Origin of the sequence: Paenibacillus sp. MBLB1832, assembly GCF_032271945.1 — a bacterium.
In the GTDB taxonomy this organism is placed as follows: Bacteria; Bacillota; Bacilli; order Paenibacillales; family NBRC-103111; genus Paenibacillus_E; species Paenibacillus_E roseopurpureus.
The window spans coordinates 4,663,730-4,687,276 of record NZ_CP130319.1; the positions used below are offsets into that span (position 1 = coordinate 4,663,730).

The following is a 23,547-nucleotide window of genomic DNA, read 5'->3' on the forward strand; positions in this document are numbered from 1 at the left end:
CCCTATTTCATTTGTGATTCAGGACTTATCAGCACAAGCTGCAGTAGACCGCGCAAGCCCGCATTACGCTGCTTCGCTTGCCCCTGATGGACAATCGTGTCGTCCGCATAGGCACTTAGACTATGTAACGTTTGCGCCGATAGCGTTGAGACACCCATTCGGTCAGCCCAAAGCTTTGGCCAATCCGCTGCCGCGTCCTTGGCCTCGGGCGTGTAAGCAGCCGAAGCCAACGTCTGCGCATTCATTTGCTTCGCGACCCCTTCGGCGAATTGATAACGAGCGAGCAAGCAGTTCGATGTCAGCCAAGCGGAGCCGCCTCTCCAGCCAGCTACGTCAGGCGGGTTGAATAACTCCTGCCCCATCTTCCGCATGGCCTGTGCATGCCCTCTCGCGACCGAGACGCCGCAGCACTTAAGAATACCTGCAACATATTCTGCAGGCGTTTTAATCAGTGCCATCCGATAGGTCTCTGCATAGAACTCATCCGACAGGAAAAGCTCCTTGAGAACTTCGCCTATCGTTTGCTTCTGCACGATGAGGTCAGCGATCGTTCCGATCCAACTTTGGGACGGGGTATCCGTCACAAAAAACTGCAATAGCTTCTCTGCCAAAAAGATCGGCAATGCTTTCTGATGAAACAAGATGTCGATGACATCGTCCGAATCCAGCTTCCCGCTTTCTCCCAACACCGTCTTCTGGTCATTGTCATGCTGCTTGGCATTATAAGCGACTTTGCCTTCATTCTTATTGTAAGTCCAGCCTGTGAAAGCTCTCGCCGACTCCTTCACATCGGTTTCCGTATAATGTCCAATCCCTAGCGTGAAGAGCTCCATTACTTCGCGCGCATAATTCTCGTTCGGCTTCCCCTTCTTATTCTGATTAACATCGAGCCAAATCATCATGGCTGGATCTTTCCCGATTTCGATAAGAAGCTGCTTAAAGCTACCTAGCGCAAATTTGCGAAGAAGATCATTCTGTGCGACCATGAGCGCGGTGTCCTTCACTTTGTAGTTCGCCGTTGCGAAATGTCCATGCCAAAACAACGTCATCTTCTCGATCAGCGGAGTTGGCGAATGAACCATACGGTACAACCAATACGTCTGCTGGTCGACGATCTGTTCAGGGTCCATCGCTTTCTTGCCATCCGCTTGGAATTGATCGAAGGGCAACAGATCAGGTGCTTTTGCAAGTAAGCTCTCGCCCGCGACAAGTCGCCTCACCGTTTCCACTCGTCCCAGTGCCGTGCAAACCGCAATTTCCTCCTGGGTCGCACCAAACCCAGCTCGAAGCAATAGATGAACAACTTCTTTATTCGTCCATTGGACTCCCATGACTTCCCCACCGATCGTTTTCTTTTTACTGTAGCACACAAGTATGTCAAAAGTGTGTAGAAACGCGAAGAAACCAAGTCGAATGACCTGGTTTCTTCGCGTAATTTTATGTTCTCACTTGCGCAGCTAACGTAAGGAAAGTACGAACAGCACGGCGTACACGTGTATCCACATCAGGCTGAATATGTTCAAAGGTTGAATCGCCTTGGAAGCTCTTCCGCTGATCGCCGCCAATGGAAATCCACTCTGGGCAGTTGATGCCGTGCAGATTACGAACGATCGTCTGCAGCTGTGTCAACGAGCTGACGGCAACCGCACCACCGGATGAGCTAACGGACAGCACCGCTTTATGTTTAAAATGATCCTGCCCGACATGATCCAGCGCATTCTTCAGAACACCCGAAATGCCGCTGTGATATTCAGGAGTCGCAAGCACAATGCCATCGGCGGCCAGCATCGCTTGTTTAAATGATACAAGTCCTTCATGCCCATTGTCGCGATCCTCTGGTGTGTAAAACGGAAGCGGTGACCGATAGAGATCAATCAGGGTTACTTCGTGTCCCTCTAAAGAAGCTAGGTGCCCGATATATTGTGATAGCCGTGTGCTTGTGGCTGCTCCGTGGTTGCTTCCAGCAATAATCGTGATCTTCATAGTGAGTCATCCTTCCTTATGGCTTATCTTTTTTCATTATACCCGACATTTTCTGATTATGCACCATTATTTAGAATTATTATAAAAAGATATTTATTACAAAGAAAAGAATCCTCATACCCTAGACTAGCTAGGATACGAGGATTCTTATATAGAAATCGTATAAGTGCTAAAGAATTAGCAATCGAAGTAAAGGTTGTACTCGTGTGGGTGAATACGGATCGCAACTTGTTTCGCTTCGCCACGTTTCAACTCGATGTAGTTATCGATGAAGTCTTGTGTGAATACGCCGCCCTCAGTCAAGAAGTCGGAATCAGCTGCAAGTGCATCTAAAGCCTCATCCAATGTACCAGGAACGCTGCGGATTTCAGCTTTCTCAGCATCAGACATTTCATAGATGTTTGTATCGAAAGGACCGTATCCAAGAGCACGTGGATCGATTTTCTTCTTGATACCGTCAAGACCAGCCATCAACATTGCCGCGAAAGCAAGGTATGGGTTAGCTGTGCTGTCAGGTGTACGGAACTCAATACGACAACCTTTAGGTGTCACAGCTGCGATTGGAATACGAACTGCTGCGGAACGGTTACCTTTGGAGAATACAAGGTTTACCGGAGCTTCGTAACCAGGAACTAGACGTTTGAAGGAGTTTGTACTTGGGTTCGTGATCGCGATCAACGCTGGAGCGTGATACAGGATACCACCGATATAGTTAATAGCAAGTTCGCTTAGGTTCGCGTATGCGCCTTTTTCGTAGAACAAAGGGTTGCCTTCGTTGAAAATGGACATATGAACGTGCATTCCGCTACCGTTATCACCAAATAGTGGTTTCGGCATGAATGTAGCTACTTTACCATATTCTCTTGCAGTGTTAGCAACGATATATTTGTATTTAAGAAGGTTATCTGCTGTTTTTGTCAAAGTGTCAAAACGGAAGTTGATTTCAGCTTGACCAGCTGTCGCTACTTCGTGGTGATGACGCTCAATGCGAAGACCTGCATCAGCAAGTTTATTACACATTTCGGAACGGATATCTTGTTGGGAATCCATAGGTGCTACTGGAACGTAACCACCTTTAACTGGAACTTTATAACCAAGGTTACCGCCTTCTTCTTTACGGCCAGTGTTCCAACCTGCTTCTTCGGAATCAACTTCGAAGTAGGATTTGTTCATGCCGTTTTCGAAACGAACATCATCAAAGATGAAGAATTCGGATTCAGGTGCGAAGAATGCTGTTGTACCCACACCAGTTGTTTGCAAATATTCTTCAGCCTTTTGAGCGATGCTGCGTGGATCACGGTCATAACGATCGCCATCAGGTGTATGGATATTGCTCATAATTACCAAAGTTGGGTGTGCTGTGAAAGGATCAACATAAGCTGTTTCCGTATCTGGCATCATTACCATGTCAGATTGTTCAATACCACGGAATCCAGGGATCGATGAACCGTCAAAAGCTACGCCATTCACGAATGTTTCTTCATCTACTTCTGTAGCAGGCAAAGAAATATGTTGCGCTTTACCGGAGAGACCTACGAAACGAAAATCTACCCACTCAATATTTTTTTCCTTAATTAGGTTCAACACGTTTTGAACTGACATTTAAAAACCCTCCCATTTCCGTACATTCAACGTACTTTGCATGATTAATGTTCAACTTTTGCTTGTTTTCTTTCACATATTATATAGCGACATTGCTTACACAGTCAATACTTATGTCAGGTATTTTTTATTGAAGTGTAAGCTATTCTTACACAATTTCACTTCTTTCCTGAATATCCAAAAACAGGGAGCGAGTTACTCCGTTGCCGAAGATACTCGCTCCCTTGCAAAGCCCTCTATTAAGCCAGAATGGCTTCTTTTTGCGTATCAAACTTCTTACCTAGCAACGGTGCTAGTTTCTCAAGATCAGCCAATAGATGTGCGAATTGATCTGGGAATAAGGACTGTACGCCATCACCTGTCATGGAGTTATCTGGATCTGTGTGCATTTCGATGATCAATCCGTCCGCTCCTGCCGCAACGGATGCTTTGGTCATTGGCACGACAAGCTCTCTGCGGCCTGTTCCATGACTTGGATCTGAGATCACTGGCAAGTGGCTCAGCCCTTTCAACACAGGAATTGCAGATAAATCTAACGTATTGCGTGTGTACGTCTCGAATGTACGGATTCCGCGCTCACAAAGCATAACGTTCGGATTGCCGCCAGCAAGAATGTATTCAGCCGCATTCAAGAATTCATCGTACGTGGAGCTAAATCCGCGTTTGAGTAATACCGGCGTTTGGATCGTTCCCAGCTTACGCAGCAAATCGAAGTTTTGCATGTTGCGTGTACCTACTTGAAGAATGTCAGCGTACTCTGCACACACATCTACGTATTCAGGTGTCATAACTTCCGTAATCGTAAGAAGTCCGTGTTTCTTCCCCGCTTCCGCCATCATAATAAGACCTTCAACCCCAACACCTTGGAAGCTGTATGGACCTGTTCTCGGTTTGAAAGCTCCGCCGCGCAGCACTTGACCGCCAGCTGCTTTGACCAAACGAGCAATTTCATCGATTTGCTCAGGCGTTTCAACTGCACAAGGACCACCCATGACGACGAGCTGCTCCCCACCGATTTCAACACCTTTAATGTTAATCACCGTGTCTGCTGGATGGAAATCGCGGCTAGCCAATTTGTATGACTTAGAAATCTTCACAACTTGCTCAACACCCGACATTTGACGCAGCTGTTCTGCCAATTTCGGATCCGCCTTACCGATGATTCCGATGACCGTACGGTCAACGCCTTTGGAGACATGCGCTTGAACCCCTTGTTTCTCGATCCATTGTACAATCTCCTGAATGCGCTCATCCGATGTTTTGTTCGATGTAATTGCGATCATGTGATCCACTCTCCTCTTTCATTTATAATCGTATATATCATAATAAGTTTACTTGCACGCTTCAACGCTTGTTCGCTTCTACGCTTTTATGCTTTTAACCGCTAAAGTAAATATACAACGCTTGACGAGAATTCGTCAAGCGCTAATTTATTCACTTTATTCTTTTGTTTGCGTAGTCGCCAACTGATCTTTGCGAAGTCTTCGCTTCTCTTTCCGACGATTCGCTTGGTACTTGAGCAATAGAACAACTGGGAAGTAAGCGATAATGCCAAGGAATAGTCCAACAACCATCCCACCGATAATCAAATCCAACCCGCTTCTAATAATATTAGACAGCATATGCGGCAAATGATGAATGAGATAGAACTTAAAGTGCTTTGGAACTAAGGCTTCTCCGACCTGCTTATTAAGAATGGAGAACGGGATGTAGATGACTTTACCGAAAACAAAACCGATTAATGCGGCAGGCAAGTTAGCTCTCAACAGATACACCAACGGAAAAATGAGAGCGAAAGCGAACCCTGCGGTTGGCAGGGTAAACATTTCAACGAATAAACCGATTGAAAAGCCACGCGCTACCATGGATGGACCACCCTTGGCACGTAAAAGAAGAATATATTTGTACTTAAACCAACGTTTAATACTTTTCCAATCGTAGCGAGCTTTCATCATTTTCACCTTCTGGATACTTTGCATGCTGGTTCAATCCCGTCGAGTGGAATAAGCAGGAATTACGCTTGTGATGCTGCTTTAGATTTAACTGAGGGAATTAGTTTCTTCATATTAATAGTACGTACCAATTCCCATGTGGTTTCATCTTTCGCATCATAGTTTTCTAAATAGGAAATGACCTCTTTGGTAATCGGTGTTGGTGTGGAGGCACCTGACGTAACACCTACTTTGCGCACATGCGCCAGCCAGTCACGGTCCAATTCAGACAGATCCGAAATGCGGTACGCTTTGACCCCAGCAATATCCTCGGATACTTGAGCTAGTCGATTGGAGTTGTTGCTTTTCGGATCTCCGACGACGATAACTAGATCGACTTCCTTCGCTTGCTCCGCGACAGCTTCTTGACGAACTTGGGTCGCTAAGCAAATTTCATTATGAATTTCAGCATGTGGGAACAGGTCCAGCAACCGATTCATAATGTGCTTAATATCCCATTGACTCATCGTCGTTTGATTCGTGATGATGATTCGTTTCGAATTCAATTGAAGATGCTCCGCCTCTTCCAATTTCTCAATGAGATGGACATGATCGGGAGCAACACCGATCGCGCCTTCCGGCTCTGGGTGTCCCTTTTTGCCAATATAAATAATCTCGTAACCATCCGCTACTTTCTCACGAATCAAATCATGCGTCTTAGTCACATCCGGGCAAGTTGCATCCACAACCGTTAAGCCTTTATCTCTAGCCAATCGGCGTACTTCTGGGGAGACCCCATGCGCAGTAAAAATAACTGTACCTGTTTCGACTTGGGACAAAATATCAAGACGATTCTCGCCATCCAGCGTAATCACGCCTTCTTCCTTAAAGAAATCCGTAACATGCGCGTTATGAACGATCATGCCGAGAATATATATAGGACGGGGTAGATTCAAATTTTTAGCCGTTTGCATAGCTAGCGCCATCGCATCAACTACACCGTAACAATAACCTCTTGGAGAAATTCGAACAACTTCCATGACTTCCACCTGCCTAAGACAATGTATTTCTTCATATTATATCTGATTATACGACATGAGGGAAGTTAGCTGGAAGCCATACCAAAAAGGTGCTCCCCGCATCCTTGCGAGTTGTTACTTCAACAGAGCCATCATGCTCATCAATGATCCATTTGGCGATGGACAAACCTAGCCCCGTCCCCGTCGTAACCCCGCGAGATAAGTCTGCACGATAAAAGCGGTCGAAGATCCGCGGAATATCCTCTTTATCCATACCGATGCCTGTGTCTGAGATGCGAATGCCAACAAAGCTGTCTCTACGGGTCGCTTCAATCGTTACGGTGCCAGTCAAGGTGTACTTGAACGCATTCTCGATAAAAATAAACAGGAGCTGCTGCAAGTAATCGCGATTCCCATGAACGTAAGCGCCATCCAACGCCTCGAGATCGCCAACCCGCCACTCCGCTGTATGCTCAAGCAGCTGAGCTCTCCTCACGACTTCCTGTACGAGTGGCATAATTTCGACGGGCTTCTTCTCCATCATGACGCCAGCATCTGCCCTAGCTAGCGCCAGTAAATCATTCACCAACCTGCTCATCCGCTGCGCCTCACCAGCAATATCATGCATCGCCTCTAGAGACATCTGCACTTGATCTGGTGTTGCCAATGCTTGGGTACCGGACGTTTGCTTCCACATCTTCTCGAGTAGATCCACATTGCCTCGAATGGTCGTAAGCGGCGTCCTTAGCTCATGCGAAGCATCCGATACGAATCGCCGCTGCGCCCGGTACGCTTCATCTAATTCATCATACGTAATTTGAATCCGTGACAGCATACCGTTAATGGTATTCGTTAAACGACCGATTTCATCCTGTGGACCATCATAGTAAATGCGCTTCTCCAGATCATCGCCGCTCTCAATTTGATTCGCAGCTTCAATGACGCGTTCAATTGGCTTTAACGCTTTACGGGCGAGGAACCACCCTAAAGAAGCAGCAACGATAATCGTAAGTATGGCCCAAATAATGAGCGTGTATCGCAGCGAAACAGCGGTTTTCTCGTAGCTGCCAATCGGTACGGCCGATTGCAGCACGCCAATGAGCCGTGATTGGTCATCTGACTTAATCGCTAGGTTATAGATGAGGAAATCCTGCCCAAGGATTTTCGTCTTCTCAAAATACCCGTCTTGTTGTTGCAGCTTATCCAACGTTGTTTGCGTAATTGGCAGCGCTACATCTTTATAGTATTGCAGATTGGCTGATCGGTTAAAGCTTTTCAGTGCAATATTATATAATTGTAAAAATGTATTGGTTGAATAGAAGTCTCGACTCTCCAACTCGAGATCGACAACCAGCCCTTTCTGTGAAAGGGCGAGACTCTTTTGAAGCCGTGTTGAGCTGCTAAGCGCCTCTCCCTTGACATCTTGACGAATTTGATCATAAAGGAAATAGTTCAAGAAGAAATAAAGAACAATACCGAAGAGCAACATCGTGACCGCCAAGATGCCTGAATACCATAATGTGAGCCGCAGGCGAAGAGACATTGTTAATTTTCCCCTCTCAATACGTAACCTGCTCCTCGCACCGTTTGAATAATACGCTTATGGCCATACTCTTCTGTTTTCTGGCGCAATAGCGCTATGTAAACCTCAAGGACATTGGACTCTCCGCTGTAGTCATAGCCCCAAATTTTTTCCATAATAATATCCCTGGACAACACGCGCTTTGGGTTCTGCATAAATAGATGCAACAAATCAAACTCTTTGGTTGTGAGTTCAATAAGCTTCTCGCCGCGGAATACTTCCCGCGTATCCAAATCCAAAATCGCATCATCAAAGCTTAATCGATTGGTCGTCTGTTCCGGTCGCTCTGCACGTCGCCGAAGCAGCACGCGTACTCTCGCTAAAAGCTCTTCGAGTGCGAAGGGCTTGACCAAATAATCGTCAGCGCCTAAATCCAACCCTTTGACGCGGTCGCTAATATCATCTTTGGCTGTCAGCATGAGAATCGGAACTTCACTTCCGCTCTCACGAACGCGGCGCACCACTTCCCAGCCATCGATTTGAGGCATCATCACGTCTAAAATGACTAGCTGCGGCTCCGTAACTAACATTTGTTTCAATCCTTCAAGTCCATTCGTTGCAGTGACGACCGAATATCCTTCAAAAGCAAGTCCACGCCTTAGCATGGACGTAATTTTCTCATCATCATCAATGACCATTATTGTTTCTCTCATTGGCTCGTCCCCCCTCTTTTTCCCTTATTGTAGCAAATTTCCACCCTAGCAAAAAGAAGCAGAGCCAGCAAGCTTGCGGCCGCGGACTCCACTTCTTCTTTAATTCCATCTTGCTTACTCAGCTGGCGTTTCAGCTAATGTATTCTTATCTCCAACGACGACTGGAACTTCGATACGTTTGCCATCACGGATGAGGCCAAGTGTTACCTTGTCGCCAACCTTCGTTGCTTGCACTTTTGTTATCAGCTCTTGGGAGTTCTTAATCTTCGTGCCATTCAAATCAACGATCACATCGTACTGGCGTACGCCTGCTTGGAAAGCTGGGCTTTTCCGTGTCACGCTGCCCACAAGTGCGCCATCCGTATTCGACAGTTTCAATTCGCTGACCCAGTCTTGACCGATATCTTGTAAACCTACACCAAGGAATGGAACAGGTTCTTTAGGGATTTTCACATTGTTTTTCAAATTCTCAAGAACGGAAGAGATCGTGCTTGTTGGAATTGCAAAGCCAATACCTTGCGCTTGGGAACTTACAGCCGTATTAATACCGATTACCTCACCGTTCAAGTTGAGCAACGGACCGCCTGAGTTACCAGGGTTAATGGAAGCATCCGTTTGCAATAAGTGTTTGTATTCACGCGTACCTTTCTCATCTGGAATGGAGATGGGACGCTCTTTCGCACTAAGCACACCAACGGTTACCGTGTGGTCGAATCCGTACGGGTTACCGATCGCTACGACCCAGTCACCAACATTCACATCATCGGCTTTGCCAAGAGGGAGGATCGGGAAATCTTTGGTCCCCTCAATTTTTAAAACAGCTAAGTCTAAATCATAGCTATTGCCTAACAATTTCGCCGTAAACGGCTTGTCGTAACCTTCAACCGTGACATGAATTTCATCCGCGCCATCAACAACGTGTTCATTGGTTAAAATGTAGCCAGTTTTCTCGAAAATGAAACCTGTTCCCATACCCGCTGGCTGCAACTCTGTGCTGCCTGAATTGTTTTGATTGCTCTTCGGCGTTTGGCCGCCACCGCCACCATTATTGCCAAAGAACTGGCGGAAGAACGGGTCATCGAATAGCGAATTGCCACCGTTACTGCGCGCTTTCGGTTTCACGAGCGATTCAACTTTGACAATGGCTGGACCTGCATTTTGTGCAATCGCTGCAATATTACCAGGACGAACGACGTCAAGTGATGCATTCTTCACTTCACCGTTTCCGTTGGAGCCGCTAGCTACTGTAGCAGCTGAGTTTGAACCAGAAGCTAGGGGCTGCTTGCCCGTAAATAGATTAATTTTGTCCGCTGTGAACATCAATGCGCTAACAACGAGCGCCCCTGCCATGAAAGCAGCGAAGATGCTTTTGACCGAAGAACGTTTCTTCGCATGTGAATGTGCATCCCAAGGACCAGACCCTTGTTGCCCTTGATCATGTCCGAAGCTGAATGGACGCAACGTCTTAGGCGGTGTCACTTCGACATTCGAAGTGCCTTCGGAATCGGACGAAGATGTCGTCAGCGATTGCTGCCCTTCATTTTCTTCATTAAAAGCAGATTTGTAAGGACCATAAGAGTAGTAGTAAGAAGGTCTTTCTTTGTTCGACTCATGCCCTTCATTCGGTTGTGCCTGCTCCTCGTGCTTATCATTATTCTGCGGCTTGAAAAAGTCGCTATAGTCTTTTTTGTTGTCGTCCATAGGTCTTACCTCCATTAGATTGGTATAAGTGCATGCTCGCTTGATCTATGATGTCGTTCTCTATGTGTCTATCATGCACCCACAACCTTAAACGAATATTAAAAAACAATAAAATGGAGGTAAAAATAGGTCAGTTCTTAATGAATCCAAGCTTTTTCGACGGAATTTAGCACATTTGCTGCTTCTTTTACCCATTTCTCCTCAATGGAAGCATCGGCATCCAAAGGAGCTTGAAACTGATCAATGAGTGCGCCATACGTTTCGGCTTCGGCTTCTTCATCAAGTCCTTCATTATAGACATGCTTCAGCACAAAGGGTTGTCCAACTTCGACAACAGCATCCGTCGCTTCCGTATCTCCTTCAATCCGGCCCGTGATGACTTGAACAGGAATCCGCAGCCAAACTTTATGCGCTTCATCCAAGTAGCGATCAAAGTAGCCATGATCATACTCCCAGCCTCCGCCCAAAGTAAAATCAAACTTTTCCAGTTGGGCACGCACTTTGTCAAAAGATTCTTGAACCTGCTCTAGTGATGATGATAATGGTTTCATGCGGGCAGACACTCCTTAAGCGCTCATATTATTGTACTTACGCATAGAATGTGCCAAATCCAAGGTTTTATGTGTGAATGTACCGCTATTTGTTCAATCTGTTAAACCCATCCTTTGCGGTGGGCAAAAATAGCTAGCTGGGTCCGATCCTCCAACTCACATTTCATCAGTAAATTGGAGACATGTGTTTTGACTGTTTTAATACTAATAAAAAGCTCTTCCGAAATATCTTTATTACTCTTTCCTTCGGCGATCAATAGCAAGACTTCTCGTTCGCGCGCCGTCAAGCCTTCTTCCTCTGGCATTTCGCTCCGCTGTCTAATTCCTCTAGTTAGGGCTTGTGAAACCTCCGCATTCATGACAGGCATGCCGCGGTAAGCGCTCTGAATCGCATGGATCAGTTGATCCGATGAAACTGTTTTGAGCATATAGCTGATTGCCCCTGATTCAACAGCTTCGAGCACTTTCGCTTCTTCTAGAAATGAGGTCAGCATGATAACTTTGATTTGTGGAAACTTCTCGCTGATCAGCTTGGTCGCACCGATTCCATCCAGTACTGGCATCGTGAGATCCATAAGAATGACATCAGGAAGCATGCCCATGCGCCCGCTTTGCAATTGATCGAACGCATCTCTCCCATTGGATGCCTCACCTACAACCTCCAAATCTGGCTCCAGTGAAATATACGTTCTTAGCCCTACACGGACCATATCGTGATCATCGACAATCATGACGTTAATGCTCGTACTCATTCTTGTTTTCCCCCTCCTGTAAAACGCGGAATACGTACACGTACACGTGTACCTGAACCTAACTTGCTATCAATATCAACCTCGCCGCCCAGCTTCTGTGCCCGTTCTCTCATCGTAGATAAGCCGTGTGAAGCAGAAGGAATATCTCGTCGTTCAAAGCCTTGCCCATTATCCTGCAACTGCAGCACATATTGGTGCTCTCTTTCGTAGATCGCCAACCGCACCTGACTGGCCGATGCATGCTTAATGACATTTGCAAGTCCCTCTTGAATAATGAGAAAAAATTGATGCTCAATCGCCTCCGAAATGGACTCGGGCAGCGAAACATCAAGTTGACCCTGAAGTTCATGGGTCCGGCACCATTCCGGAAACCATTTCTCCAGGGCTTCTTGTAGGCTCATATCTTTCAATTCGATCGGTCTAAGTTGTGAAATGAGCCCTCTCATCTGCTTCTGAGCATGATGCGACATCTCGATCAGCTGGTTCATGACGGTTGGTGCGGCGGCTGGATTTCTCTCCAAAATTTTGGGAAGGGAGGAAGCTGACATATGCATCGCGAAAAGTTCCTGACTCACTGTATCGTGCAGATCACGCGCGAGTCTACGTCGTTCTTCCATGACGGCATTCTCCGTCAACTCTTGATCGCGAAGCGCTTCGGCTTCACCAAGCTTCTGCATCAGCTGCACACGTTCTTCGACTGCGGAAGCCATACTATTGAAAGCATCGTACAAATAAAGGAACGGCTCTACGGGCTCCATTTCAATACGCACTGAGAAATTGCCTTTCGATAATTCCAACATCGCCACGTGCAGCTCATCCACTTTCCGCTGCCATCTTCTTGTAGCGATATAGCCGACAGTCAAGCAGACGATTAGGATCGCAAGTACGAACCAGATGCGAAACTCCCAAGAACTCAGCGCATTCTCATAGTACTCCAGTACGATATAAATACCTGAAACCGTCAGTACACTTGAGATCAGAAAGTAATTCAGCAGCTGCCACTTCATATTGAACATTCGCAATTTGTACATGCTCCATCCTAACCTATCTTTTTAATGGTAATGTCTCCGATAAACATGCTGGTTGTGACGACGATTTTGTGCTCGGCTTCCTCGTAATGTGAGGTTTGCGTTCTTACACTTCGGAGAAATCCGCTTTCTCTACGATCTAGCACCTTCATATCACCAATGAAAGAGCTAGCCATAACCCGAACTTCCACATCCATATCATTCGGAATGAAGATTTTCACATCGCCAATAAAGGCAGTTACATGAATGGACGTCTCGCCTCGCGGAATGGCCGCACGTGTTAAATCAATGACAGAGTCGCCTATAAAATGTGAAATCTGAATCGGCTTAAGCTCCCAAGCTTCCTGCCCCAGATGAACATCCCCGATAAAACCGTGGCGGTGAAGTACATCGCCAGGATTGTAATTATGAACAAAGCCATCATACTTATGCTTGTGCGAATCATCGCATTTGTCGTTCGCTTGCTCTTCTTTCTTCCAATGAAGCTCATGATCTTCAGGATATTTCCCGTGAATATCCTTTAAAACTTCCTTTTCCTCATCGGTAAGTCCATAGTTCACTTTCGTCGCTTGTGATGATGGGTCATCGTTGTTTACAGGATTCGAACTAGGTTTCGAAGTTTGCCAAGCACCTGATTCCCAATGTCTCTTATGGTTTTCATGACGCATGCGATGCATCTCACGTCGTTCTTCCCGTCTTGCCATCCGCATTTCGTGTCTAGCTTTCTGCAAGTTAGACCATTCTGGAGACTCTTTCTTGCTCGGCCTGAAAATAACATTCAATCCCAATAAAATTAATGTGACTGGCACGAGAAATTTGAACATTTCACCAATTGAAAGATCCGTAACGCTTAAATTTTTCAATAAAAAAATCGTTCCAACGCCGCATAAGATTAAGCTCCAGATCGATCCGCCCCAATGATGCCTTCGTTGTGATAGAAATCCGACGACACCGTAAAAAATTAAAATGACTGGCCAATACGTTGAAAACATATAGGCCACATCCACATGGATGACCCCTAATTGATTTAATAAAAAGAGCGTACCTGCGGATACGAGTACTAGTCCCCAGATCATTCTTTGAAACATATGCGGATTCATACGTTCTTCCTCCATTTGTGTAAAGCGTTGTTAAGATAACTCTAGTTTATAAGATAGGACTAGGATTGAAAAGAGACGTTAGATTGAAGGCGTCCTCGGTCTTGAGACCGATTCCAATTCAGCCGCTTTTACCAAACCTGACATGATTGTCGAATAAAACGAACATTCGCCATTCCGTGTTATGTAATCTTACGTATTTCGTTGACATCGTTATCATCAGAACCGTATAATTGGTGCTGAGAAAGCAAGTATCATAAGGGGAGATTACGATTATGGATCAAATTGGGCAGATTATTTCCGGCCTGGATACGATATGGGTCGTACTGACGGCGGCTATGATTTTACTCATGGAAGGCGGCTTCGCCTTGCTAGAAGCAGGGTTCGTCAGACAGAAAAATGCAGTAAGCATTATCATGAAAGTATTCGTAGATATTTCTTTCGGCGCACTAATCTTTTACTTCTTCGGGTTTGCACTGATGTATGGCAAGGATGCAGGGGGCATCATTGGTACAACGGGCTTCTTTATGGGTGGCGACCTCTCTCATATCGCCTTGACAATCTCACATGAGACATACTGGTTGTTCCAATGCGCATTCGTCATCGCCGTTATTTCCATTGTATCTGGTGCTGTTGCTGAACGCATTAATTTCCGTGCTTATATTTTATATACAATCGCCATGACAGGATTAATTTATCCCATTGCAGGCCACTGGGTCTGGGGAGTTAATGGCTGGCTCGGCAAACTCGGCATGGTCGATTTCGCTGGTTCGGCCGTCATCCACGGTTTAGGCGGATTCTCAGCCTTAGCTGCTGCTATCATTATCGGACCTCGTATCGGCAAGTTCTCGCCAGACGGGACTGCGAATATCGTTCCGCCGTCCAACTTGCCGCTCGCGTCCGTCGGCGCTTTCATCCTCTGGTTCGGTTGGTTCGGCTTCAATTCAGGCAGTACACTCAGCGCGACGAACTCTTCGATCGGACATATCGCAGTAACAACAATGCTTTCCGCCGCGGCAGGCTGTGCCGCATGTATCCTCTTCACAATGATGCGCTACCGCAAAGCCGATCCGCCTATGGTCATCAACGGCGCACTTGCAGGGCTCGTCGGCATTACAGCAGGCTGCGCCTTCGTGAGTGATGTGGCAGCAATCTGCATTGGCGCGATCTGCGGCATTGCCATGGTCTATGCCACAGAGATGCTGGAAGCCAGACAGATCGACGACCCCGTAGGCGCCTTTCCTGTTCACGGTCTAAGCGGAAGCATTGGCACCTTGGCTGTTGGATTATGCGCGAAGCCAGATGCCATTCACGAAGGTACAGCAGGGTTGTTCTACGGTGGCGGCTTTCATCTCTTCGGGGTTCAAGCGCTTGGCTTGGTCACTGTTTGTATTTGGGGCTTCGCCCTCACATGGGTTTGTCTAAAACTCATTAAAAAGATGGTACCTCTTCGCGTAAGCCGCGACGAAGAATTGGTCGGATTAGATGTAGGTTCACATGGCATGCCAGCCTACAGCCAGGAGGAAGGTTTCTTGGACCTTCAGCAGCTAAAGAACAACTCCTAGCATAAAGCAACGCGCTCGTTCTTCAATGAACGGGCGCGTTGTTGTGTTCCAGCCATTAAGCATCAAAAAGAGGACCCCGCTCACACCGAGCAGGGTCCTCACGTCATTTAGGAGAAGATCTCATCTAATTCATCTGGAACGGTGATCTCATCACCAGGTTTGGAATCATTCATAATTTGTCTTGCCCGCTCAATCTCACCACGAAGCTTCCTAACCTGCTCCATCGGCTTCTTCACATAGTGAATATATTCAACCGCAAGATGATGGTCAGGCTTTTTGCCCGAGAACATGCGGCGTAACGATGACATCGATTGATAGGCACGTTCTTCCTTCATTCTCTTCATCTCGTATCGCTCAACAACCTGTTCGATCTCACGAACTTGTTGTTCCTTGCGGGCAATGTAAGATTCTAAGAAAGGAAACACCTCCGCCGCTTGTCGAGGCGACCTCAACGGCTTACCATCCGCTCGTAATGCGCTTAGCATCGTCTAACCACCTATCTTCCCGTGTCAAGATTTATAACAGTAATCTTATTTTACACTAAAAAGTTCGGTTTGAGAACACCTAATTTAACACTAAATCGATCCCAACAACCCCAATTGGGTTTCCCATGTCATCTATTACCGCTTTGGAGAGCGTAATACATGGTTTTTTCGTAATAGCTGACACGTACTCCTGCGAAATGAACAGTTCACCACCCATCGCTCGCTTCCACCACTCGCGACCTTTGGCATTCACTAAGCCAGCCGCAGGCTCTGAATAGATAAATGTCCCGTCGCCACGATTCGACCAAATCGCTTCTATGCCCTTCGTTTTGTTCAAGACACTATGTAATTGAGCCGCATGTTTGTCTTCAACCAGCGACTTGATGTCAGGAACTCGGACAAGGCCATTCAGCAACGATTTCATTTCATCCAAATTAACACCAATGCTGCCTTGCTTACTCTTCAGACCAACCGCTTGAATCGCATCAATAAGTTCTGAAGATGAGCGGTCTAAATTTTGATTAATATGCTGCAAGCGTGAAACTTCTGTCCGCTGCTTTTTCATTTGATCCAAGGTATGCTCGACGCTGGACATCGTTTCATTCATGAGATCTACGACCTCACCAAGGGCAGAACGCGTTCCCGTCACAAGTGTAGATTGATGTTTCGTAGATGATGTTGTACTCGCAACCAGACTGTTCACGTGCAGGATCAGCGAGAAAATCGTATCGATTTTCCCCTTCATGATTCTCATTTCATCAATTCCATGAATGACGGAAGCTTTCTCCTCCGCAACAGCAGCAACAACTTGGGACACACCGCTCTCGATATCCGCTAAGAGCTCGGACGATTTCTGAACAGCCTCATGACTTTGCGAAGCCAGCTTCTTAATTTCCTGCGCAACAACAGAGAAGCCTCTGCCATGCTCACCGGCACGTGCAGCTTCAATCGATGCGTTCAAGGCAAGTAATGACGTTTGATTCACGACCTCGGTGATAAACGTATTGATTTCTTCAATTTTGGACGTATGCTCAGTCAAATCCTGAATCTTCTTCTGCATCGTGTCATTGTTGACATGCAAATCATTCATTACTTCATCCGTCGCGTTCAACGATCGGCATACATCCACGACCGTGTCCTTCGTTTGTTCACTCTCCCGATGCATATGAAGCGATGAGTCCAGGATGTGATCAGCTGCAGCAGCAACTTGTTGAATGGCCGCAAATGCCTCCTGCAATTGTCCAACCGCATGCTGGCTGCGCCCTTTCAACTCTTCCTCGCCTTGAATGGAGGCATCAGCAATGTGTAACAACTGTCCGATGGAACGATTCACTTCTTCCACTGCTGCGGCTAAGCGGTCTGCGACGACCTGAGATTCTTGAATAAAAGTAAGAAATTGGTCTTCTTGGTCAATGTCTCTCGCTTGCACTGACCTTGCAGTCAAGTAGGTGGAAAACCAAGCAGTGACACCAATAAGCAGGAAAATTGCGATGCTTGCACTCGTTATCCACGGTTTTGCAGCCCATAAAGCGAAACTATTAAGACCTATACCAATCAACACAAAAGCGTATAACCCTATCTTCCATTTCGATTCCTGCCACATGCCCAATCGGAACGCCTCCCAAAAAGAACCAAATGTTAGTTTTTGTTACATTATATCGAATTTCGTAAGGGATGAAAAGAAAATAAAAACGGAGACCCACGAGGATCTCCGTCTGCTTTGTTTCTTATTTCTTATTTGTTATTTATTTTGGTTTTGTGTGTTGTTTTGCTGCTGTTTACTAGGTACCGCTACTTCTGTAGCAAATTCCGCGTCTTGCGCTGCTTTCTTGTTGTTCTTGTTCTTTGCCATGATTCAATCACCTCCTGTATGCTTATGTTTTCCCAAACAGGATTTTTTATGAATGTTTTTTGGCATTTCATCGCATTACAAAGATTTGGCAGGTGTCAGAATTTCATCCCTCAACTGATTCCAGATGACTTCAGTAACCTTGCCATTTCCCCTTTTTACAACAAACACCTTGACCGTTTTCTTACCCCATTCTTTATAAACCTGATCCTTCGTATTAAAATACAAATCAATTTTCTTCCCTTTAATGGCACTTCCCGTGTCTGCAACAACCCCGTAACCATAACCAGGAATGAACAAAACGGTACCCAACGGAAATATCTTCGTATCCGCGGCAATCGTGGACAGCGCCTTATCGTCGCGTTTCACTTTGATGCCTGAGTACGTAATGCCATAGCTCGGATGATCCGGGTTCTTGCCTGTCGATTCTTTCCCAGCAGAATACCCTGTTGCTGTTACCTCGACAACGGTGTACTTCGACAATTCCGAATCAAGCTTCGGTATGAAGCGATGACTCGTTTGCTGGCGTCTCTCCTGTGAAACAGGCATGGCCACTGGAAGAGAAACGCCTGTCTTATTGCCTTGCTGTTGATCTCGTATATGGGTATCGGCCTTCGCCGCCCGACTGCTACTCTCATCGCTGGCCTTTTCCCCGAATAGAACGACCATCATGGTGACGATCAGCCAAGCAAACATCCATTTCGATTGCATGGACGTATCGGTAAGTTTCATTTCAATAAGCCTCCCCCTACTAAAGCAGGTTGTCCATTTCCTTGCATTTACAAACCTCCACTAACAGACTTACTGTATAAGGTACCCTCTTGTCGCACGATTATGCATACAGCCTAAACGCAAAAAAGCAGAGAAGTGGCTATCCACTTCTCTGCTTTATGTCACATTTATAGTTTTTGGTTAATCTCATCAAGAATTAATTGGATAACTTGCCCAACAGGCTGCGTACCAAGATCACCTTGACCGCGTTTGCGAATCGACAAGCTCTCGTTGGTCACTTCGTTTTCGCCGACAACGAGCATGAAAGGAATTTTTTCAAGCTGCGCTTCGCGGATTTTGTAACCTAGCTTCTCATTGCGATTATCCGCTTCAACGCGAATCCCCGCTTCTCTCAGCTTCTCAGTAACTTGATTGGAGTATTCCTCGAAGGCAGGAGATACTGGGATTACCTTCGCTTGCGTCGGCATCAACCAAGTTGGCAGTGCTCCCGCGAAATTCTCCAACAGGAACGCAGTCATACGCTCCATAGTGGAGATAATACCGCGGTGAATAACGACTGGACGATGTTTCTGGCCGTCTTCGCCTGTATACTCCAATTGGAAACGCTCTGGCAGCAAGAAATCAATTTGCGCTGTGGAAAGCGTCTCTTCTTTCTTCAATGCAGTCTTGATTTGCACGTCCAGCTTCGGACCGTAGAACGCGGCTTCACCTTCCGCTTCATAGAACGGTAAACCTAACTCTTCAACAACCTCACGCAGCATGCGCTGTGCAGTTTCCCACATTTGATCGTCTTGGAAGTATTTCTCTTTATCGTTAGGGTCCCTATAAGAAAGACGGAAACGGTAATCCGTGATACCGAAGTCAGCATACACTTGACGAATCAAGTTCACAACACGGGAGAATTCTTCTTTGATTTGATCCAAACGACAGAAGATGTGAGCGTCATTCAATGTCATAGCGCGCACGCGGTGCAAACCAGTCAAAGCGCCTGACATTTCATAGCGGTGCATCGTGCCTAGCTCAGCAATACGAACCGGCAGGTCACGATAGCTGCGCATATCACTCTTATACACCATCATGTGGTGAGGACAGTTCATCGGACGTAGAACCAATTCTTCATTGTCCATGATCATTTTCGGGAACATATCTTCTTGATAGTGCTCCCAGTGACCAGACGTTTTGTACAACTCAACATTCGCAAGAACTGGTGTATACACGTGTTGGTAGCCAAGACGCTCTTCCAAATCCACGATGTAACGTTCCATTGTACGTCTGAGCTTCGCGCCATTCGGCAGCCATAGCGGCAATCCTTGACCAACCTCACGGGAGAAACCGAACATTTTCAGCTCACGGCCTAGTTTACGGTGGTCACGCTTCTTCGCTTCTTCGAGCAAATGCAAATGCTCATCCAGCTGCGCTTTCTTAGGGAACGCTGTTCCATAAATGCGTTGCAGCATTTTGTTTTTCGCATCACCGCGCCAGTAAGCTCCCGCCACACTCAACAGCTTGAACGCTTTGATGCGTCCAGTGGACGGCAAATGCGGTCCGCGGCAGAGGTCGAAAAACTCGCCTTGATCATAAATCGTTAACACCGAATCCTCTGGCAGATCGCGAATCAATTCCAATTTGAACGGATCCTCCAGCTCTGTGAAAATGCGAATCGCTTCTTCACGAGAAACCACGCGGCGAGTAATCGCCAGGTTTTCGTTCGTAATTCGTTCCATTTCCTTCTCGATTTTCACCAAATCCTCGGGATTTAAAGGTGTTTCCAAATCGATATCATAGTAGAAGCCATCTTCAATAACGGGACCGATTCCAAGCTTAACCGCCTTGTTGCCGTAAATACGCTTGATCGCTTGTGCCATCAAATGCGCTGTGCTATGACGGTACATTTCTAAGCCTGCTTCACTATCCAGCGTCAAAATTTCAAGATCTGCATCGTGATCCAATGCAAAGGAAAGATCAACGGATTTCCCGTTTACTTTGCCGCCGATCGCATTTTTTTTCAAACCAGTTGAAATGGACTCCGCCACTTGCTCAATGGTCGTCCCTACTGCGTACTCTCTTACTGCGCCATCTGGTAATTTCACCTGTACAACCATTTGCCAAGCCTCCTAATAAGTTAAATTGAACGCAAAAAAGCACACTGCATCCCATAAGGGACGAGTGCGCTCAGCTCGTGGTTCCACCCTAGTTCGATTCGCACATGCGAATCCTCATCAGCATTCGTTAACGGGAATGAGTCGGTACTGTATAGTATCGCACCTGCCAATCAGGCCGAGTTCCACAATACGGCTACAAAGGGGTAAACAATCCGATTCGCTGAAGGAGATTGCAGCCTGGTCTCCTCTCTCTGAGCAGTTCATACAGAAAGTTCTTGTCTTTGATACTAACGCCTTCGAACCCTATTATAAAGGGCTTGCGGGGCAAGGTCAAGGGGATAGTTGATCCTGCTTTTTCGCATCACCTAGATATAAGTCACAGGTTCGGCAATAACTGCATACCGTCGTACGGTCCTCGAAGATCTGACGAATGGTCTTGATAATCGTAAGCTCTGGATCGCGTGTATGAATATATATATTCGCAGGAGAGACCGTTATAAGCGTACTTACAATCATATCCTCCAAGTTGATATCCTTCTCTAGCATCTCCATCCGAAAGCTGGCATCAAATTCATTGGCGTCAATGAGCTCCATTTTATCATTCAAAATAATGAACTCATGACCACCCTTATGGATGAGATGGGCTACAGGAATCTTCGCTTCTTGAATGTAAACGAAATATTGCAAGAGCGAGATGAATTCCTGGTACTGACGATCCATGATGAATTCATCAATGGCATACTCGGCGATTTCGCGCAGTTCTTCCTTGTATTCTTGAAGGCGGAACTTCAGAAAGCCGTTTAAACTGAGCTGATGTTTCTCTTCCAGCAAGGTGATGAGCTGATCCTTCAGCATCTGTATACGACGTTGTCGGCTAGGGCTGCTGGTCATTAACGGTGAGCCATCCAATTGGCTTTCTTGAATTAACGATTGCTTGCAATAGCCTTCAATGGCGTCAATATCTGCCGTCTTCTCATATTTAAAAACCTTCTCAATCAGCATACGCAAAATGCCTGATTCCTTGTCCGCTACGATATGGGTCGCTAACACGTCAGCCAAACAAGCCCTCACCCTATCCTCATGAGTATGAGGGTCATTGTTGACACTTCCCGCTTCCGCTTCCACATAAATAAAGGAACGTTTGTCATTCCACGTGAAGGTAGCCTTAAAACCATTTTGAACGATATGTAAATGCTGTAACGCCTGATGGATTTGCGCGCTCAGCGAACGTACATAGGATTCTTCGACATTGATTAGGGCAATTGTAAACAGTTCCATATGCTCACTCCTTCCATCTATGCATCCTCCTTGTAAGAGTATATGGTCGATAGGAGAGAGATATACAACGAACAATTTGCCATTTCAGGTAACGATGCGCGCAAAAAAGGAGCAGCACAGGGCCGCTCCTCAGTAAAGTATTAGATACTACAGCTCCAACAGAGATTTCACAAGTAAGAAAGGAAGAGCACCGATAGAGACAAAAGCATACAGGAATCCTTGAAAAAAACTTTTCCAAAGTTTCACGTCAATCACTCCGATCTTTAATCTCAAATTTGTGGTGTTCCTTTATTCTATGCTTATTAACCATTGGTTACCTGAAAATTAGATTAATTTTTATTGTTATTCCAATAAAAAAAGAAGCAGCAGCCGCTACTCCTTCACATCATTATTTAGTTCTGCATCACGAAATCTTTATCGACTTTCACGCTCTCGTCGTCAAATACACGCAAGATCTGATATTTCGTGTTCCGCTGTGCTGGGATTTTGCCCGCTTGACGAATGATGTCCAGCGTCGAGCTAACATTGACCTTGTGGGTCGTGCCCGCCGCGGAAACCACGTTCTCCTCGATCATCGTACTGCCAAAATCGTTACATCCGTAGCTCAGCGTCTGCTTACCAACCTCTGGTCCCATGGTGACCCATGAGGATTGGAAGTTCGGCACGTTATCTAGCATGATACGTGAGATCGCAAGCGTCTTGAGGTACTCCTCAGGTGTCACTTTCTCCGCTTTCATATTCGTATTGTCCGGTTGGAACGTCCACGGGATAAATGCCAGGAAGCCAGGTGTGTTCAGCTTTTGCAGCAGCACATCGTCCTGTGCGTCACGGATGCGCAGCATATGCAGCGCGCGCTCTTCCATGGATTCGCCAAAGCCGATCACCATGGTGCCCGTTGTATGCATGCCGATGCGATGAGCCGTCTGCATAACGTCCATCCAATCGCGCCAGGAACCCTTCAGCCTAGAGATCTTGCGTCGTGTGCGGTCGTCAAGAATTTCTGCGCCGCCGCCAGGCAAGGAATCCAAGCCTGCTTCGTGCAATTGGCGAACGACTTCTTCCAGCGACAAGCCGCCGGAGACCTCCTTCATTTTCATAATTTCAGCTGGAGAGAAGGAGTGCATCGTAATATCAAAGCGTTTCTTAATCTCGCGCAAAATATTCGTATAATAGCTGAAAGGCAGATTCGGATTCGTTCCGCCTTGCATTAGAATCTCTGTACCGTTCACATCCAGCGTCTCTTGAATCTTCTGGAAGATCGTCTCATCCGGCAGGACATACCCTTCTTCCGATCCTGGCGCTCTGTAGAAAGCGCAGAAGCGGCAGTATACGTCACAAATATTCGTATAGTTAATATTCCGTCCAATGACGAACGTTGTAATCGGGTCTGGGTGCCACTTTTTCATAATGTGATTAGCGGTATTGCCAATTTTCTCTATCTGATCGGATTCAAATAATGTGATACATTCCTCAACATCAATTCGTCCGCCTGCTTGTGCTTTATTTAAAATGCGATCGATCGGTTTCACAGCATGTCACTCCTTTACTTTGTAAGGCTCGTATCCATTAATCGTACCATACTCATGCCAAAAAAGCAGCACAGGGCTGCTTTTTTCAACGGTTATTCCCTTTTAAAA

General features: G+C 46.3%; 20 protein-coding genes. 1 reads left to right on the forward strand and 19 read right to left on the reverse strand.

The features are described from left to right. Positions 1–2 precede the first annotated feature (2 nt). From MJB10_RS20920 to liaF, 13 genes are all read right to left on the reverse strand, one after another. Positions 3–1,331, reverse strand: coding sequence for a DUF1800 domain-containing protein (locus MJB10_RS20920; protein WP_314797956.1), 1,329 nt, complete (start codon positions 1,329–1,331; stop codon positions 3–5). A gap of 106 nt (positions 1,332–1,437) precedes the next feature. Continuing rightward, positions 1,438–1,983, reverse strand: coding sequence for an NADPH-dependent FMN reductase (locus MJB10_RS20925; RefSeq protein ID WP_314797959.1), 546 nt, complete (start codon positions 1,981–1,983; stop codon positions 1,438–1,440). Positions 1,984–2,160: 177 nt separating this feature from the next. Further along, the gene (gene glnA, locus MJB10_RS20930; RefSeq protein ID WP_314797961.1) at positions 2,161–3,585 is read right to left on the reverse strand and encodes a type I glutamate--ammonia ligase; all 1,425 of its coding nucleotides are present in this window, start codon (positions 3,583–3,585) and stop codon (positions 2,161–2,163) included. 239 nt (positions 3,586–3,824) lie between these two features. After that, positions 3,825–4,868 carry a 3-deoxy-7-phosphoheptulonate synthase gene (gene aroF / locus MJB10_RS20935; protein ID WP_314797963.1) on the reverse strand — a complete coding sequence of 348 codons (1,044 nt, stop codon included), beginning with the start codon at positions 4,866–4,868 and terminating at the stop codon, positions 3,825–3,827. Positions 4,869–5,024: 156 nt separating this feature from the next. Then, entirely contained in the window at positions 5,025–5,564 is a 540-nt protein-coding gene (locus tag MJB10_RS20940) for a DUF2062 domain-containing protein (protein ID WP_314797965.1), read from the reverse strand. Between the two features lie 35 nt (positions 5,565–5,599). After that, complete coding sequence (locus tag MJB10_RS20945; protein WP_314797967.1) at positions 5,600–6,556, reverse strand: 4-hydroxy-3-methylbut-2-enyl diphosphate reductase; 957 nt, start codon at positions 6,554–6,556, stop codon at positions 5,600–5,602. 46 nt (positions 6,557–6,602) lie between these two features. Beyond that, positions 6,603–8,078, reverse strand: coding sequence for a sensor histidine kinase (locus MJB10_RS20950; RefSeq protein ID WP_314797969.1), 1,476 nt, complete (start codon positions 8,076–8,078; stop codon positions 6,603–6,605). A gap of 2 nt (positions 8,079–8,080) precedes the next feature. Beyond that, on the reverse strand, positions 8,081–8,770 hold the full coding sequence (locus tag MJB10_RS20955; protein WP_314797971.1) for a response regulator transcription factor: 690 nt from the start codon (positions 8,768–8,770) through the stop codon (positions 8,081–8,083). A 114-nt stretch (positions 8,771–8,884) separates the two neighbouring features. Continuing rightward, entirely contained in the window at positions 8,885–10,471 is a 1,587-nt protein-coding gene (locus tag MJB10_RS20960; RefSeq protein ID WP_314797973.1) for a S1C family serine protease, read from the reverse strand. A gap of 137 nt (positions 10,472–10,608) precedes the next feature. Beyond that, the gene (locus MJB10_RS20965; RefSeq protein ID WP_314797976.1) at positions 10,609–11,022 is read right to left on the reverse strand and encodes a YugN family protein; all 414 of its coding nucleotides are present in this window, start codon (positions 11,020–11,022) and stop codon (positions 10,609–10,611) included. 101 nt (positions 11,023–11,123) lie between these two features. Next, entirely contained in the window at positions 11,124–11,774 is a 651-nt protein-coding gene (locus MJB10_RS20970; RefSeq protein ID WP_314797979.1) for a response regulator transcription factor, read from the reverse strand. Next, positions 11,771–12,805: a HAMP domain-containing sensor histidine kinase gene (locus MJB10_RS20975; RefSeq protein ID WP_314797981.1), complete on the reverse strand. Its 1,035-nt coding sequence runs from the start codon at positions 12,803–12,805 to the stop codon at positions 11,771–11,773. The genes MJB10_RS20970 and MJB10_RS20975 overlap by 4 nt, the downstream gene beginning before the upstream one ends. Positions 12,806–12,813: 8 nt before the next feature. After that, the gene (gene liaF / locus MJB10_RS20980; RefSeq protein ID WP_314797984.1) at positions 12,814–13,902 is read right to left on the reverse strand and encodes a cell wall-active antibiotics response protein LiaF; all 1,089 of its coding nucleotides are present in this window, start codon (positions 13,900–13,902) and stop codon (positions 12,814–12,816) included. A gap of 272 nt (positions 13,903–14,174) precedes the next feature. Here liaF and MJB10_RS20985 point away from each other — a divergent pair, with 272 nt between their 5' ends. Beyond that, on the forward strand, positions 14,175–15,464 hold the full coding sequence (locus MJB10_RS20985; protein WP_314797987.1) for an ammonium transporter: 1,290 nt from the start codon (positions 14,175–14,177) through the stop codon (positions 15,462–15,464). Positions 15,465–15,571: 107 nt separating this feature from the next. Here MJB10_RS20985 and MJB10_RS20990 read toward each other — a convergent pair whose 3' ends face one another. The 6 genes from MJB10_RS20990 to mqnC all read right to left on the reverse strand — a co-directional run bounded on the left by MJB10_RS20990 (position 15,572) and on the right by mqnC (position 23,439). Next, entirely contained in the window at positions 15,572–15,949 is a 378-nt protein-coding gene (locus MJB10_RS20990) for a hypothetical protein (RefSeq protein ID WP_314797990.1), read from the reverse strand. A gap of 79 nt (positions 15,950–16,028) precedes the next feature. Then, complete coding sequence (locus MJB10_RS20995) at positions 16,029–17,552, reverse strand: methyl-accepting chemotaxis protein (RefSeq protein ID WP_314805796.1); 1,524 nt, start codon at positions 17,550–17,552, stop codon at positions 16,029–16,031. Positions 17,553–17,876: 324 nt separating this feature from the next. Next, positions 17,877–18,530: a 3D domain-containing protein gene (locus MJB10_RS21000; protein WP_314797992.1), complete on the reverse strand. Its 654-nt coding sequence runs from the start codon at positions 18,528–18,530 to the stop codon at positions 17,877–17,879. Between the two features lie 167 nt (positions 18,531–18,697). Next, positions 18,698–20,632, reverse strand: a complete 1,935-nt coding sequence (thrS, locus tag MJB10_RS21005; protein WP_314797994.1) for a threonine--tRNA ligase — start codon at positions 20,630–20,632, stop codon at positions 18,698–18,700. A 330-nt stretch (positions 20,633–20,962) separates the two neighbouring features. After that, entirely contained in the window at positions 20,963–21,910 is a 948-nt protein-coding gene (gene ytxC / locus MJB10_RS21010; RefSeq protein ID WP_314797997.1) for a putative sporulation protein YtxC, read from the reverse strand. A 392-nt stretch (positions 21,911–22,302) separates the two neighbouring features. Further along, entirely contained in the window at positions 22,303–23,439 is a 1,137-nt protein-coding gene (mqnC, locus tag MJB10_RS21015) for a cyclic dehypoxanthinyl futalosine synthase (RefSeq protein WP_314798000.1), read from the reverse strand. Positions 23,440–23,547 lie beyond the last annotated feature (108 nt).

What these genes read in the sequence shown, in the direction of transcription:
- MJB10_RS20920 (WP_314797956.1), bottom strand. Translation starts at nt 1,331, where the DNA reads ATGGGAGTCCAATGGACGAATAAAGAAGTTGTTCATCTATTGCTTCGA.
- MJB10_RS20925 (WP_314797959.1), bottom strand. Translation starts at nt 1,983, where the DNA reads ATGAAGATCACGATTATTGCTGGAAGCAACCACGGAGCAGCCACAAGC.
- glnA (WP_314797961.1), bottom strand. Translation starts at nt 3,585, where the DNA reads ATGTCAGTTCAAAACGTGTTGAACCTAATTAAGGAAAAAAATATTGAG.
- aroF (WP_314797963.1), bottom strand. Translation starts at nt 4,868, where the DNA reads ATGATCGCAATTACATCGAACAAAACATCGGATGAGCGCATTCAGGAG.
- MJB10_RS20940 (WP_314797965.1), bottom strand. Translation starts at nt 5,564, where the DNA reads ATGCAAAGTATCCAGAAGGTGAAAATGATGAAAGCTCGCTACGATTGG.
- MJB10_RS20945 (WP_314797967.1), bottom strand. Translation starts at nt 6,556, where the DNA reads ATGGAAGTTGTTCGAATTTCTCCAAGAGGTTATTGTTACGGTGTAGTT.
- MJB10_RS20950 (WP_314797969.1), bottom strand. Translation starts at nt 8,078, where the DNA reads ATGTCTCTTCGCCTGCGGCTCACATTATGGTATTCAGGCATCTTGGCG.
- MJB10_RS20955 (WP_314797971.1), bottom strand. Translation starts at nt 8,770, where the DNA reads ATGAGAGAAACAATAATGGTCATTGATGATGATGAGAAAATTACGTCC.
- MJB10_RS20960 (WP_314797973.1), bottom strand. Translation starts at nt 10,471, where the DNA reads ATGGACGACAACAAAAAAGACTATAGCGACTTTTTCAAGCCGCAGAAT.
- MJB10_RS20965 (WP_314797976.1), bottom strand. Translation starts at nt 11,022, where the DNA reads ATGAAACCATTATCATCATCACTAGAGCAGGTTCAAGAATCTTTTGAC.
- MJB10_RS20970 (WP_314797979.1), bottom strand. Translation starts at nt 11,774, where the DNA reads ATGAGTACGAGCATTAACGTCATGATTGTCGATGATCACGATATGGTC.
- MJB10_RS20975 (WP_314797981.1), bottom strand. Translation starts at nt 12,805, where the DNA reads ATGTACAAATTGCGAATGTTCAATATGAAGTGGCAGCTGCTGAATTAC.
- liaF (WP_314797984.1), bottom strand. Translation starts at nt 13,902, where the DNA reads ATGAATCCGCATATGTTTCAAAGAATGATCTGGGGACTAGTACTCGTA.
- MJB10_RS20985 (WP_314797987.1), top strand. Translation starts at nt 14,175, where the DNA reads ATGGATCAAATTGGGCAGATTATTTCCGGCCTGGATACGATATGGGTC.
- MJB10_RS20990 (WP_314797990.1), bottom strand. Translation starts at nt 15,949, where the DNA reads ATGCTAAGCGCATTACGAGCGGATGGTAAGCCGTTGAGGTCGCCTCGA.
- MJB10_RS20995 (WP_314805796.1), bottom strand. Translation starts at nt 17,552, where the DNA reads ATGTGGCAGGAATCGAAATGGAAGATAGGGTTATACGCTTTTGTGTTG.
- MJB10_RS21000 (WP_314797992.1), bottom strand. Translation starts at nt 18,530, where the DNA reads ATGAAACTTACCGATACGTCCATGCAATCGAAATGGATGTTTGCTTGG.
- thrS (WP_314797994.1), bottom strand. Translation starts at nt 20,632, where the DNA reads ATGGTTGTACAGGTGAAATTACCAGATGGCGCAGTAAGAGAGTACGCA.
- ytxC (WP_314797997.1), bottom strand. Translation starts at nt 21,910, where the DNA reads ATGGAACTGTTTACAATTGCCCTAATCAATGTCGAAGAATCCTATGTA.